This window comes from Dickeya sp. ws52 (genome assembly GCF_007210685.1).
GTDB lineage: Bacteria > Pseudomonadota > Gammaproteobacteria > Enterobacterales > Enterobacteriaceae > Dickeya > Dickeya chrysanthemi.
Map to the genome: position 1 here is coordinate 54,350 of NZ_SZVX01000015.1, position 12,225 is coordinate 66,574.

Here is a 12,225-nt window from a genome sequence, read left to right on the forward strand (position 1 = left end):
CTATCCGGCGGTATTTTCAACAATATGGCGTAGATCTTGCTTATTTATACGTTGGATCGCGCTCAACGGAGCCGGTCGGGAACACACCACACAACAGGACTCAGGTTATGCGTTTACGCCACATCGAAGTCTTTCAGGCGATCGTTCAGGCCGGCACCATCAGCGGCGCAGCACGGCTACTCAACGTTTCCCAGCCCAACGTCAGCCGGGTGTTGAATCATGCCGAACAGCAACTGGGGTTCGCCCTGTTCGAGCGGCGTTCGCAAGGGTTGGTGCCCACGGTGGAAGGGCAACGGCTGATGCCGGAGATAGACCAGCTTTACCGCCAGTTGCAGGCGATTTCCCGCCTGACCGAGAACATTCGCCAGGGTCAGTGCGAAACCATGCGGCTCGGTGCCGCCCACGCCTTCGGCCAGATGATCGTCGCCCCGGCGATGGTGGAGTTTCAGCAGCAGGTGCCGCTCATGAACATCGAGCTGGTGACTGAGCACTTCAGCACGCTATGCCAGAACATTCAGCAGCAGCAGCTCGACCTGGCGCTGGTGTTCGGCCAGCAGGTGCCGCCGGATTTGCTGGCCGAACCGCTGTGCCAGTCGCGCATGGTGGCGATTCTACCGAAGGATAGCCCGCAACAGGGGCCGGTATCGCTGGAATGGTTGTGCCGCAACAACCTGCTGATGATGCAGCAGCAAGACCCGTTAGGCCAGGTGGTGCACCGTGCGCTGCGCGACCGTCGCCTCACACCGGCGGCGTCGCTGTACATTAAGACTTATTCGGTGATCGCCGATATGGTGTTGGCAGGCGGCGGTACCGGCATCGTCGACTTGTTTACCGCCCGCCGTTACGCCGATCAGCTCAAAATCGTGCCCATCAGCCAGCCGTTGCCGTTCGAGGTGATGCTGATAAGCCGCCGCGATATCCCGCAATCCCGCGAGATCCTGCAACTCAAGCAGGTATTGAAAAGCAAATGCCGCGAGCTTGCCAGCCAGTGCCAGCCGCTGCTGGAAGCGGCGTAAATACCGTCACCCGATTTCCGGCCGCCGCACAGCTCGGCCGGAAGCCGTGATTTGTCAATCCGTTACCGCTGTCGCTTTTGGCAAACCGCCCGTTATAATTACCCCATCACTTCTTAACAGGTATGCACCGATGATTCGTAGCATGACCGCTTACGCCCGGCGAGAAATCAAGGGTGAATGGGGCAGCGCCGCCTGGGAGCTGCGCTCCGTAAACCAGCGTTATCTGGAAACCTACATCCGTTTACCCGAACAATTCCGAAGCTTAGAGCCGGTAATCCGCGAACGCATCCGCAACCGCCTGACTCGCGGCAAAATCGAATGCGGCCTGCGTTTTGAGCTGGACCCGCGTGCACAGGGGCAACTCATCCTCAACGAACAACTGGCTAAACAGCTGGTAGCGGCGGCGAACTGGGTGAAACTGCAAAGCGACGAAGGCGAAGTCAACCCGCTCGACATCCTGCGCTGGCCGGGGGTGATGTCGGCACAAGAGCAGGATCTGGACGTCATCAGCGCTGAACTGATGCAGGCGCTGGAAGCCGCGCTGGACGACTTCATCCTCGCCCGCGAAAGCGAAGGCAACGCGCTCAAAGCGCTGATTGAACAGCGCCTGGTCGGCGTCAGCGCCGAGGTCGCCAAAGTCCGCGCTCACATGCCGAACATTCTGCAATGGCAGCGGGAAAAACTGCAAAGCAAGCTGGAAGAGGCGCAAGTGCAGCTCGACGGCAACCGGCTGGAACAAGAGCTGGTGTTGATGGCGCAACGCATCGACGTCGCCGAAGAACTCGACCGGCTCGAAGCCCACGTGCGGGAAACCTACAAAATCCTCAACAAGCAGGAAGCCGTCGGCCGCCGTCTGGACTTCATGATGCAAGAATTCAACCGCGAGTCGAACACGCTGGGTTCCAAATCCATCAACGCCGACGTCACCGCCTCCGCCATCGAATTGAAAGTACTGATCGAGCAAATGCGGGAACAGATTCAGAATATTGAGTAATTACCCCTTGCAGCCTTTCCTTTTATCACAACACCCTGACTTATCGGGGTGTTTACATTCCATACAGAATGTTTCATCTTGGCTCAACCAAGTGGTGAGCAATATATCGCTGTACATGCATCAAATGGTAAGTATTTTGAGGTTATGTAAGCGCAAGCAAATGACACTAGGCAAGCCCACAGATATGACCTTGGCCGATGCAAGGCCGGAAGTGGAGTTTTCAAGCGGGAATTGAGACAGGTTATATACCCAAAATAATTCGAGTTGCAGGAAGACGGCGACGCAGCGAATCCCCGGGAGCTTACTCAAGTAAGTGACTGGGGTGAGCGAGGAAAGCCAACGCACCTGCAACTTGAAGTATGACGGGTATAGATCCACTAATTGCAAAACAGCGCCCAAAATGGACAGGTATCATATCGAACGACGATTTTTTTGAGGAGTGGTACAAAATTACATTTGCATCGTAGAGGTTCCCATATAGCTATTTAGCATCAAGATTGATGTATGTGTCAGAATATGGTTATCATAGTGCTATTTTTTGATACTGAGATTGTGGGCTGTGGAAAAAGAACTTGAAAATTATATAGAGGATGTACTGAAAGTTTGCAGCTCTCGGGCAGCTTTTGTTATAAATCATATCGTTGAGTATGGTTCCATAAACTCTGAGCAAATTAGAAATGCGGGTTTTGTCCATGGGGCTCGAGCTGTTGGTGATGTTCGGGACAATGGAGTTCCATTAGTTACTCGCAATATTAAGAGTTCTGATAATAGAACAATAGCTGAATATATATTTGGTCCTGCATCAGATATTAAAAAGCACAAATTTGGAGGTAGAGTAAACTTTCCAATCTCTTTAAAAGGCAAGCTTATAGAACGTGATGGCCTATTTTGTGCGATATCGAAACAACCTCTTCCTGCTGATGAGTTACAAATCGACCATAGAGTTCCATATTATATCTCCGGAGATATTGCTGGAGAGCGTGACCCAGAAGATTTTATGCTTCTGTCAAAATCATTGCAGAGATCTAAGTCTTGGGATTGTGAACATTGTGAAAATCTAAAAGTTCATTTTGACCTAAAAATTTGCAGAAACTGTTACTGGGCATCTCCTGACAATTATACACATGTTGCGATGCGCGCTCAGCGAAGCATAAATGTAACCTGGGAAGGAAAAGAAGTTAAAGAGTTTGATAAACTAAATGAGGAGAGTATTGGTGTTGGATTCTCTCCTCAAGAAATGATAAAGGCTATAATCCGCAAACGTTATAATGGTTAGGCGAACATTTTAAGTTGGATGCTTCCCCTAGCGCTGAACTCACTCCGCTCAATTAGGGCTGGAGATAGGTACAGGGATTCAATAGTAATATCATCTCTACCTAAAAGAGTTGCCTGGCTTGATCTGCCAGCATGAATCTCTATTCTTGTGAGTCCGAGGGCTATTGGCAGTTCATTGCCATAAGCTCTATCTCCGCATGTCCCGTCAAATGATAGGAGATAAGGAATACCGCGTTGATTGAGATTGTTAAGTCCATCGATTAAACTTTCCATGTCTAACAAGTATGCGTACCGAGGATCTTTTTTATTACTTGTTCCTTGCCAAGGTGGGTCCATATAAATAACATCATTAGATGTTGCATCTTCGAGTGTTTCCATGAAATCACCTGAGCGAAATTCAACCTTTCCAGCCAATAATCGAGATGCTTTATCCACTTCTGTCCTTACACGATCTGGCTTTGTTCCTAATCTCCGATTATCGGGAGACTGATTGAATTCACCCTGTGCATTGAACCTAATAGCATTTTTTACACAGCGAGCTACTAAATAAAGAAACTTAACAGGATCGTTATCAAGATTGAATTGAGTGCGGATTTTAGAAAAGAACGCCTTAGGATCATGAATCTGAGCATTCCACAGACTCTCATATTCATTAGAAACTTTCTCAGGAGAATCAATGATAGCCTTCCACAGATCAATTAGTGGTTCGTATTTATCACCTATGACATACCCATTCGCGATTTCCTGACTCGCCGCAGATAAGGTGATCGCAGCTGAACCAGCAAAAGGCTCAAAAAATCGTCCTTCCACCTCAAAGTTAATATTATTTAAGATTTCTCCTGCTATTTTTCTTTTACTTCCTTGGTAAGGAATTACATGAGGCACTCTCATTTTACATAGCCTTTTTATTTACTGAGTAATACTGTGTACCACCACGTTTATTTACTGTGAATATTGGTGTTTGACCTTTTTCTCTTCTCCTCTTTTCACGTCTATAAACTATCGAATAAAGTGATTTTTCCGGAGTTTTTCCTGTTAGACTTGTATTATCGATAACATTAATTGCTTCGACTATCTCAGTCAAATTAAGAGGTTGCGTGGCAGACTCTAAAACTTGGATCATAAGTTGTTCATTACGACTCATATTTCTGTCCCAAGGCATATCCAAACCATCTTGCTTAGCAATTCATGAGAACAAACTAGCATGCAATTGCATGCCAGGTCTACTATTTGCCGAAAAGAACCTTATAACAGGCGGCATGGCCGCAGAAGGGCAGACGGCCATGCCGCTCTGGATATACAGCGTGAGATTGGCTACTCGCAGACAGGTATGTCTACATACACCAGCATAAAACAATGCCTCAACCATAACTACGATAATCGTAGTATCTAAAACCCCTCATGATTACGAATATCGTAGCCATGAATACTTCCCAGCAACGCCACGATGTTTTCAGTCAACGACTTAAGCAAGCCCGGCTTGCAAAAGGTTTGTCACAGAAAAAACTCGGCATCGCTGCCGGAATTGATGAATTCGTGGCAAGCACCCGTATTAACCGCTATGAAAAAGGCGTAGCATCGATACCGCTCAGCAGCTCGCAGACGCACTTGATGTCCCACTGGCATTCTTCTATACCGCAGATGGCCAACTGGCTGAATTGATGCTGGCGTTTTGGGAGATGCCGCCAGAAAAACGGGCAGAGATTTTGGCGTTAGCGCAAACGGGTCAATGATATCCGCTCATCCAGAAAAGAGCGCCCTTAACGGTGGATGGCGCTAAAACGGCGGGTTTACAGCAGTCCGGAAGACGCTGGAGCAACATCGCCGCCAATTTACATGGTGCTTTCCGGCGCTGGGTATTTCATCGCAGAGCATTGTTCACATTGTCGCGTTTAACGAACGTGAAGCACAGGAACAATTCCCGGTTGACTACGTTATTGTTTTTGCCGACTACCTACCGATTCAGGAGGTGTGCCATGCCTAATCACCCCACTACATTCTCATGGCTGACTCCTGATTGTGGGATGGCTCTATCATGCAACAATCATGATGTGAGATATTGAGCAAGGTAACCAGCAGCAGTACCAATGACAGCAACCATCCTTGAACATCATGCAGATACATGGAGTGAGCAATGAATGAACACCACCAGCCTTTCGAGGAAATTAAGCAGGTTGATGACGAAGGGGCGGAATATTGGTCAGCTAGAGAATTAGCAAAGCTGCTGGATTACTCAGAGTATCGACATTTCACCCCTGTTTTAGAACGAGCTAAAGAAGCATGTCTAAACAGCGGACACAATATTGATGACCATTTCGAGGATGTCCTCGGTATGGTCAAAATTGGTTCAGGTGCGCAAAGAGAGTTAAAGGATATCAGGCTTTCTCGATACGCTTGCTACTTGGTAGTTCAAAACGGAGATCCTACAAAACCGGTAATAGCGGCAGGGCAAACATACTTTGCAATACAGACCAGACGGCAGGAACTGGCAGATGATGAGACATTCAAGCGGCTCCGTGAGGATGAAAAGCGTCTTTTTCTCCGGAACGAACTGAAAGAACATAATAAACAGTTAGTTGAAGCAGCGCAGCAAGCTGGGGTAGAAACAACTTTAGACTTCGCAATCTTCCAGAACCACGGGTATCAAGGGCTATACGGTGGATTAGACCAGAAAGCCATACATCAGCGTAAAGGGCTTAAAAAGAGCCAGAAGATACTTGATCACATGGGCTCAACTGAATTAGCCGCTAATCTGTTCAGGGCAACCCAGGCCGAAGAGAAGCTCCGCAGGGATAATGTTAAATCAAAGCAAAAAGCTAATGAAACTCACTTTGAGGTGGGACGGAAAGTAAGACAAACAATCAAAGAGCTAGGGGGTACTATGCCAGAGAACCTGCCAGTTCCAGAAAAAAGCATTAAGCAATTAGAATCTAACGCCAAAAAACCGGATAAAAAAATAATCAAAAATTGACCTGCATTCTGTTTGACGGTGTACACATAGGCGTGCCCGTAGAAAAAACGCATTAACAAGAATCCAGCAACCACGCGGTATCGAAATGCCCCCTCTATTACTGGCGTAACAAATCGAAAGCAGAGGGGAACCGGTGCCGGGAACAGAAAAACCAGAAACCAGTAAGGTCAATGATATCCGCTCATCCAGAAAAGAGCGCCCTTAACGGTGTATGGTGCTAAAACGGCGGGTTTACCGCAGTCTGGAAGACACTGAAGCAACATCGCCGCCCCCATCATACGGCAGGGGGCGGCGATGAGATTAGCGGTGTGCCGCCGGGATTTGCTGGGTAATACAGTGGATGTTGCCGCCGCCCAACAGGATTTCGCGTGCCGGTACGCCGCTTATCAGGTAGTCGGGGAACATCTGTTGTAACAGCGTATGCGCCTCGCCGTCGGTGCGTTCGTCCAGCAGCGGATAAATAATCTGCTTATTGCTGATCAGGAAATTGACGTACGACCCCGCCAGCCGAGACCCGGCGTTACGTTCAATCGCGTTGCCTTCGGTCACGCCCGCCGCTTCTTCCGGCGTGGCGTACAGCGGGCCCGGTGCCGGCAGTTTCCAGATTTTCAGCGACCGGCCTTGTGCGTCCTTCGCTTGCGACAACACCTGATACGCCGCCTGAGAGCGGGCGTACTGCGGGTCGGCTTCGTCGTCCGTCCAGTGCAGCGCCACTTCGCCGGGGCGGATAAAACAGCACATGTTGTCGATGTGGCCGTCGGTTTCGTCGTTATAGACACCTTCTTCCAGCCAGATAAACGCCGACACGCCGAGATAATCCCGCAGGTGTTGCTCAATCTGCGCTTTGCTCAGATGCGGATTGCGGTTCGGGTTCAGCAGGCACTCGGCAGTGGTCAGCAACGTGCCTTCGCCGTCGGTGTGGATGGAGCCGCCTTCCAGAATCAGCGGGGCGGCGTAGCGCGCATCGCCATGATGCGCCAGCACCTGCGCCGCGACTTTCTCGTCACGGCGCCAGTCTTCATACAATCCGCCCAGCACGCCGCCCCAGGCGTTGAATTGCCAGTCTACGCCGCGGCGTTCACCGGCCTCGTTCAGCACCACGGTTGGCCCGGTGTCCCGCACCCAGGCATCATCGCTTTCTATCTCCACCAGCGTCACGCCAGCCGGCATCACGCTTTTGGCCAGCGCCATCTGGTCACGCGGCACGCCCATGATAACGGGTGTGGTCTGCGCAATGGCGGCGGCGACGGCGGCAAAAGTGCGCTGGGCCGGAATGGCATCGCCTTGCATACGCCAGTTGTCGCGGCGATACGGCCACAGCATCCACACGGCGTCGTGCGGCGCCCATTCCGCCGGCATGGCGAAGCCGTCTTGCAACGGCGTGGTCAGTTCAGACATCACTTATCTCCAGGTCTTGCCGTCAGAGGTGCCGATGACGCCGTACATGTCCGGACGACGGTCGCGGAACAGGCCCCACGACGCACGTTGGGCTGCAATAGCTTGTAAATCAAAGGTATGTACCAGCACCGCTTCATCGGTCTTGTTGGCTTGCGCCACCAACGCACCGGTTTGATCGGCAATGAACGACGAGCCGTAGAAGGTCATTTCCAGACTGTCGATGTATTTGCTGGCTTCGGTGCCGATACGGTTGGAAGCGATAACCGGAACCAGGTTGGCGGCGGCATGGCCCTGCTGTACGCGGGTCCAGTGCGGCTGGCTGTCGATGTCCGGGTACGCCGGTTCGGAACCGATGGCGGTCGGGTAGAAAATCAACTCGGCGCCTTTGAGCGCCAGGCAACGGGCGGTTTCCGGGAACCACTGATCCCAGCAGATGCCTACGCCCACTTTAGCGTAGCGGGTTTGCCACACTTTGAAGCCGGTGTCGCCCGGAATGAAGAACTGTTTTTCCTGATAGGCCGGGCCGTTAGGAATATGGGTTTTACGGTACACATCCAGCACGCTGCCGTCGGCGTCAATCATCACCAGCGAGTTGTAGTAAGCGTTATTGGCGCGTTCGAAGAAGCTCAGCGGCAACACCACTTCCAGTTCGGCCGCCAGGGCGGAAAAGTGTTTGATAAGCGGGCTGGTTGCCAGTTCCTGCGCCAGCGCGTAATGCTCCGGGCTCTGGTCGATGCAGAAATAAGGCGCGGCAAACAGTTCCTGAATCAGAATGATTTGTGCCCCCTGAGCATGTGCCTGACGCACCAGCCTTTCGGCGTTTTCGATATTTTTTGGCAAATCCCAGGTGCAGGCCATCTGCGTGGCGGCAACGGTAACTTTTGTCATGCGAAAACCTCAATAATTTCTGTATGGGTGCTCATGCCTGCGCCACCAGCGGTGTGGGGAATAGCAAGAGACGGGTAAAAAGTGTAGGTAAACAACTCACCCGGCGCCCGGCGAACCAACGCCATCAGGCGTTGTCACCCAGAGCGGCGACATTATGCCAGCGAATGATGACGGTGAGGATGTGCGTTTCTCCTCGCCATCAACGACTGACGCACACGGCTCACCGAAAGGCGTCGTTTTCTGTTTCCCAATAAGAAATCCCGCCCAAAAGAGCGGGATTTGCGTGTTCAGCCCGGCATACCGGGCCGGCATCAGAACAGCTTCTTGGCGGTATTCAGCCAGTCGCCTTTGAACGGACGCTTCATGTTCTCGATGGCGTCGATAATATCATGGTGGACCAGTTTTTCATTCTGGATCCCGACGCAACGGCCGCCGTAGCCCTGCTGCAACAGTTCGATGGAATACGCGCCCATGCGGGAGGCAAGAATGCGGTCATACGCTACCGGCGAACCGCCGCGCTGGATGTGCCCCAGCACGGTGGCGCGGGTTTCGCGTTCGGTTTCCGCTTCAATATAGTGCGCCAGCTCATCCACGTCGCACACCAGCTCGGTAATCGCCACAATGGCGTGTTTTTTCCCTTTGGCGATACCGGCTTTGATCTCTTCCACCAGGTCTTCTTTTTTGAAATCGACTTCCGGCAACACGATGAACTCACAGCCCCCGGCGATCGCCGCGGCCAGCGTCAGGTCGCCGCAATGACGCCCCATCACTTCCACAATGGAAATACGCTGATGGGAAGAGGAGGTATCGCGCAGGCGGTCAATCGCTTCCACTACGGTTTCCAACGCGGTGAAGTAACCGATGGTGTAATCGGTGCCCGCCACATCGTTATCAATGGTGCCCGGCAAACCGATGCAGGGGAAACCCATTTCGGTCAAGCGCTTGGCCCCCATGTAGGAACCGTCGCCGCCGATAACCACCAGCGCGTCCAGATCACGCTTTTTCATGTTTTCCACGCACACCTGGCGCACCGCTTCTTCGCGAAACGCCGGGAAGCGGGCAGACCCGAGGAAAGTGCCGCCACGGTTGATCACATCCGATACGCTGTAGCGGTCCAACTGCACCATGCGGTCTTCGTACAAACCCAGATAGCCGTCATAAATGCCGTATACGTCCAGGTTTTCCGCTAACGCGGCACGCACCACACCACGAATGGCCGCATTCATCCCCGGCGCATCGCCACCGCTCGTCAGTACTCCGATTTTTTTAATCATGACAACCTCTGGATTTGTAGATGTAAATTCGCAGATTTTTCTATCTTAAGATGTAAAGCTCACAGGACAACGCCTGATTGTTTATCAACATAGTATAACAAATACACCTAGCTGAATTGATTCAGGTCAGGCATCAAGCCCCATAAAAATCTATTGCCTATCACATTTTTACAACACTTTTTGATACCGGCGGTGTTCCCCGCCGTGTTATTCGTCGCTCACAGCACACGGACGCGTACTCCGGTTCTACAGTATCCAGCGGCCACGCTGTTCCTGCGGCACCACCGACACCGGGTCCTGGTGAATGATAATGTCTGAACCGGGGAAACGTTTGAGCAACGCCTGCTCCAGCTCGTCCGCAATTTGATGTGATTCAACCAGCGGCAGGTTATCCGCCATTTCAAGATGCAACTGGATAAAGCGAGTCGGACCGGAACGGCGGGTGCGCAACTGATGTGCGCCGCTCACGCCCGGCCACGAAGACACAATATTGACGATTTCCTGTCGTTCCTCATCCGGCAGAGCCCTATCCAGCAACATCTGAATCGCCTCGTAAGCCATCCGTAGCGCGCTACCTAAAATATAGACGCCAATCCCCAGCGCGAATACCGCATCGGCCCAATTGATACCCTTCCAGCTTAATACTAACGATAGCAAAATAGCGCCATTCATCAGGACGTCGGACTGGTAGTGCAACATATCCGCCCGCACCGCCTGGCTATGCGTTTTGCGAATCACCCAACGCTGGAAGCTCACCAACAGGCCCGTCACCACCAGCGCGATAATAGTAATCCACATCCCCAGCTCAGGCCCTTGCAACGGCTGCGGGTTAATCAGATGTTGGGTGCCGGTCAATAATAAAAACAGCGCCGAACCGGAAATGAACATGCTCTGCGCCAATGCCGCCAGCGACTCGGCCTTGCCATGCCCGAACGCATGTTCCGTATCGGCGGGTTGCAGCGAATAGCGCACCACCAGCAGATTGACCAGTGACGCCGCGATATCCACCAGCGAATCCACCAGCGACGCCAGCAAACTGACCGAACCGGTGTACCACCAGGCGTACACCTTCATACCAAACAGCGATAACGCCGTGGCGGTAGCCAGAAAAGCGGCTGTCGTCACCAGACGCGCGTAATGAGAATTCATACACTATTCCATTCAAATGAGGGGGCCAGTATACCGAATTCCGCACGTGGGAAACCGTGACACTTTATTTCCATTTTGGCGTGACTACCGGTTTTCCGGCATCAGCACGGCGTTCAGCGACGACAAACTCAAGGCTTGCGCAGTATTTTCTGCAGCCGCTCCTGTTCCCAGCGCGACCAGCGATCGCGCAGCCAGAAAATCCGCGCCGCCCGCAGCGCCAGCACACCGCCCCAAATCAGCAACGGCCATAAAAACCAATGGGTTTGCGGATTAACCAGCAGATTGGCGACAACCAGCAGGCTATTCACCAGTACAAACAGCAGCAGACTGCGCCAGAAACGGCTTTCCTGCCCGACCCGCGTTCTGGCTTGTTCAATGCGTTGCGCCAGCGACTCGCCGCTCGCCGCCTGCTCGCCGTCTTCCGTCATCAGCGCCGCCACGTTGATGCCGAATGCCGCAGCAAGCGCGCTGAGCGTTTCCAGACTGGCGCGCTCCCCGTTTTCGATCCGCTGGATGGTTCTGACGCTCAACGCAGACAGTTCAGCCAGTTGTTCCTGAGACCAGGCGCGGGCAAGACGCTGTGATTTAATTGCATTCATGATGTACTCCTGTTTAATGGAAACCTGTCGGCAGACTGCTGCAACGCCCCGAGAAACACCACGACAGCAACCTGACGGCAACCCGACAAGTCCCCGACACACTCCGGAAATCCCGCCGTCACGCCCACGTCACCGCCCCACATCGACATGGCGCAGAGAATTAAGGGAAAATATAAGGGAAAATAGTAAAGGCTCAGATATACACCGGGAACCCTTATGAAACGACGACCTGCTTCACGCCTGCTGATTCTTGATCCTGAACAACGGGTGCTGTTATTTCTGTTCCATCATACTCAGGATGCCCTTGCCGGGCAGCGCTATTGGGCAACGCCGGGCGGCGCAGTGGAGGAGGGAGAAACCTTTGAGCAGGCGGCGGTGCGGGAGCTGTGGGAGGAGACCGGCATTCGCCGTCAGGACCCCGGCCTTTGCCTCGCCACCCGCACCTTCACCATGACGATGCCCAACGGAGACACCGTACTGGCCGATGAACGGTTTTTCGTCATCCCTATCACCGACAGCGCCATCCACACCGATGCCTGGACGGCGCATGAACGGGAAGTGATGCGGGAGCATCGCTGGTGGAGCCGCGATGAACTGCTCGCCACGCAGGATAAGGTCTACCCGGAACAGTTGGTTGAAATGCTGTGGCCGGGCTGAAATC

The 12,225-nt window shown here is 52.6% G+C and carries 13 protein-coding genes and 1 pseudogene; 7 read left to right on the forward strand and 7 right to left on the reverse strand.

Translation table 11 applies throughout. The features are described from left to right. Positions 1-107: 107 nt before the first annotated feature. The 3 genes from FDP13_RS15070 to FDP13_RS15085 all read left to right on the forward strand — a co-directional run bounded on the left by FDP13_RS15070 (position 108) and on the right by FDP13_RS15085 (position 3,286). Positions 108-1,016 (forward strand): LysR family transcriptional regulator, encoded by a 909-nt coding sequence (locus FDP13_RS15070; protein ID WP_040002984.1) that lies wholly within the window; start codon positions 108-110, stop codon positions 1,014-1,016. A gap of 130 nt (positions 1,017-1,146) precedes the next feature. Beyond that, positions 1,147-2,010, forward strand: a complete 864-nt coding sequence (locus FDP13_RS15075) for a YicC/YloC family endoribonuclease (RefSeq protein ID WP_033576520.1) — start codon at positions 1,147-1,149, stop codon at positions 2,008-2,010. Between the two features lie 559 nt (positions 2,011-2,569). Continuing rightward, positions 2,570-3,286 carry an HNH endonuclease gene (locus FDP13_RS15085; RefSeq protein ID WP_143839806.1) on the forward strand — a complete coding sequence of 239 codons (717 nt, stop codon included), beginning with the start codon at positions 2,570-2,572 and terminating at the stop codon, positions 3,284-3,286. Here FDP13_RS15085 and FDP13_RS15090 read toward each other — a convergent pair. Together FDP13_RS15090 and FDP13_RS15095 are read right to left on the reverse strand one after the other, a co-directional pair. Continuing rightward, a complete protein-coding gene (locus FDP13_RS15090; protein ID WP_143839807.1) occupies positions 3,283-4,176 on the reverse strand; it encodes a DNA adenine methylase in 894 nt (297 codons plus the stop codon). The two genes, FDP13_RS15085 and FDP13_RS15090, sit on opposite strands and share 4 nt — an antisense overlap. Before the next feature lies 1 nt (position 4,177). Then, positions 4,178-4,429, reverse strand: coding sequence for an HTH domain-containing protein (locus FDP13_RS15095; RefSeq protein ID WP_196808444.1), 252 nt, complete (start codon positions 4,427-4,429; stop codon positions 4,178-4,180). Positions 4,430-4,707: 278 nt separating this feature from the next. Here FDP13_RS15095 and FDP13_RS15100 point away from each other — a divergent pair. From FDP13_RS15100 to dinD, 3 genes and pseudogenes are all read left to right on the forward strand, one after another. After that, a pseudogene (locus FDP13_RS15100) lies at positions 4,708-5,018 on the forward strand (helix-turn-helix domain-containing protein). A 77-nt stretch (positions 5,019-5,095) separates the two neighbouring features. Beyond that, positions 5,096-5,269 carry a host cell division inhibitor Icd-like protein gene (locus tag FDP13_RS21935; RefSeq protein ID WP_143839841.1) on the forward strand — a complete coding sequence of 58 codons (174 nt, stop codon included), beginning with the start codon at positions 5,096-5,098 and terminating at the stop codon, positions 5,267-5,269. Positions 5,270-5,419: 150 nt separating this feature from the next. Beyond that, entirely contained in the window at positions 5,420-6,256 is an 837-nt protein-coding gene (gene dinD / locus FDP13_RS15110) for a DNA damage-inducible protein D (RefSeq protein ID WP_143839808.1), read from the forward strand. A gap of 300 nt (positions 6,257-6,556) precedes the next feature. Here dinD and aguA read toward each other — a convergent pair whose 3' ends face one another. The 5 genes from aguA to FDP13_RS15135 form a co-directional block, all read right to left on the reverse strand. Continuing rightward, positions 6,557-7,654 carry an agmatine deiminase gene (aguA, locus tag FDP13_RS15115; protein WP_143839809.1) on the reverse strand — a complete coding sequence of 366 codons (1,098 nt, stop codon included), beginning with the start codon at positions 7,652-7,654 and terminating at the stop codon, positions 6,557-6,559. A gap of 3 nt (positions 7,655-7,657) precedes the next feature. After that, positions 7,658-8,542, reverse strand: coding sequence for an N-carbamoylputrescine amidase (gene aguB, locus FDP13_RS15120; protein ID WP_143839810.1), 885 nt, complete (start codon positions 8,540-8,542; stop codon positions 7,658-7,660). A gap of 311 nt (positions 8,543-8,853) precedes the next feature. Continuing rightward, positions 8,854-9,816 (reverse strand): 6-phosphofructokinase, encoded by a 963-nt coding sequence (gene pfkA, locus FDP13_RS15125; protein WP_015848311.1) that lies wholly within the window; start codon positions 9,814-9,816, stop codon positions 8,854-8,856. 246 nt (positions 9,817-10,062) lie between these two features. After that, positions 10,063-10,965 carry a CDF family cation-efflux transporter FieF gene (gene fieF, locus FDP13_RS15130; protein ID WP_015848312.1) on the reverse strand — a complete coding sequence of 301 codons (903 nt, stop codon included), beginning with the start codon at positions 10,963-10,965 and terminating at the stop codon, positions 10,063-10,065. Positions 10,966-11,093: 128 nt separating this feature from the next. Next, complete coding sequence (locus FDP13_RS15135) at positions 11,094-11,564, reverse strand: 2TM domain-containing protein (protein WP_143839811.1); 471 nt, start codon at positions 11,562-11,564, stop codon at positions 11,094-11,096. 216 nt (positions 11,565-11,780) lie between these two features. On the opposite strand from FDP13_RS15135, the gene FDP13_RS15140 reads away from it, so the two are divergent. Continuing rightward, on the forward strand, positions 11,781-12,221 hold the full coding sequence (locus tag FDP13_RS15140) for an NUDIX hydrolase (RefSeq protein WP_143839812.1): 441 nt from the start codon (positions 11,781-11,783) through the stop codon (positions 12,219-12,221). The last annotated feature ends 4 nt before the right edge of the window (positions 12,222-12,225 follow it).

Coding starts and splice junctions, on each gene's coding strand:
- FDP13_RS15070 (WP_040002984.1), top strand. CDS start 108: ATGCGTTTACGCCACATCGAAGTCTTTCAGGCGATCGTTCAGGCCGGC.
- FDP13_RS15075 (WP_033576520.1), top strand. CDS start 1,147: ATGATTCGTAGCATGACCGCTTACGCCCGGCGAGAAATCAAGGGTGAA.
- FDP13_RS15090 (WP_143839807.1), bottom strand. CDS start 4,176: ATGAGAGTGCCTCATGTAATTCCTTACCAAGGAAGTAAAAGAAAAATA.
- FDP13_RS15095 (WP_196808444.1), bottom strand. CDS start 4,429: ATGAGTCGTAATGAACAACTTATGATCCAAGTTTTAGAGTCTGCCACG.
- dinD (WP_143839808.1), top strand. CDS start 5,420: ATGAATGAACACCACCAGCCTTTCGAGGAAATTAAGCAGGTTGATGAC.
- aguA (WP_143839809.1), bottom strand. CDS start 7,654: ATGTCTGAACTGACCACGCCGTTGCAAGACGGCTTCGCCATGCCGGCG.
- aguB (WP_143839810.1), bottom strand. CDS start 8,542: ATGACAAAAGTTACCGTTGCCGCCACGCAGATGGCCTGCACCTGGGAT.
- pfkA (WP_015848311.1), bottom strand. CDS start 9,816: ATGATTAAAAAAATCGGAGTACTGACGAGCGGTGGCGATGCGCCGGGG.
- fieF (WP_015848312.1), bottom strand. CDS start 10,965: ATGAATTCTCATTACGCGCGTCTGGTGACGACAGCCGCTTTTCTGGCT.
- FDP13_RS15135 (WP_143839811.1), bottom strand. CDS start 11,564: ATGAATGCAATTAAATCACAGCGTCTTGCCCGCGCCTGGTCTCAGGAA.
- FDP13_RS15140 (WP_143839812.1), top strand. CDS start 11,781: ATGAAACGACGACCTGCTTCACGCCTGCTGATTCTTGATCCTGAACAA.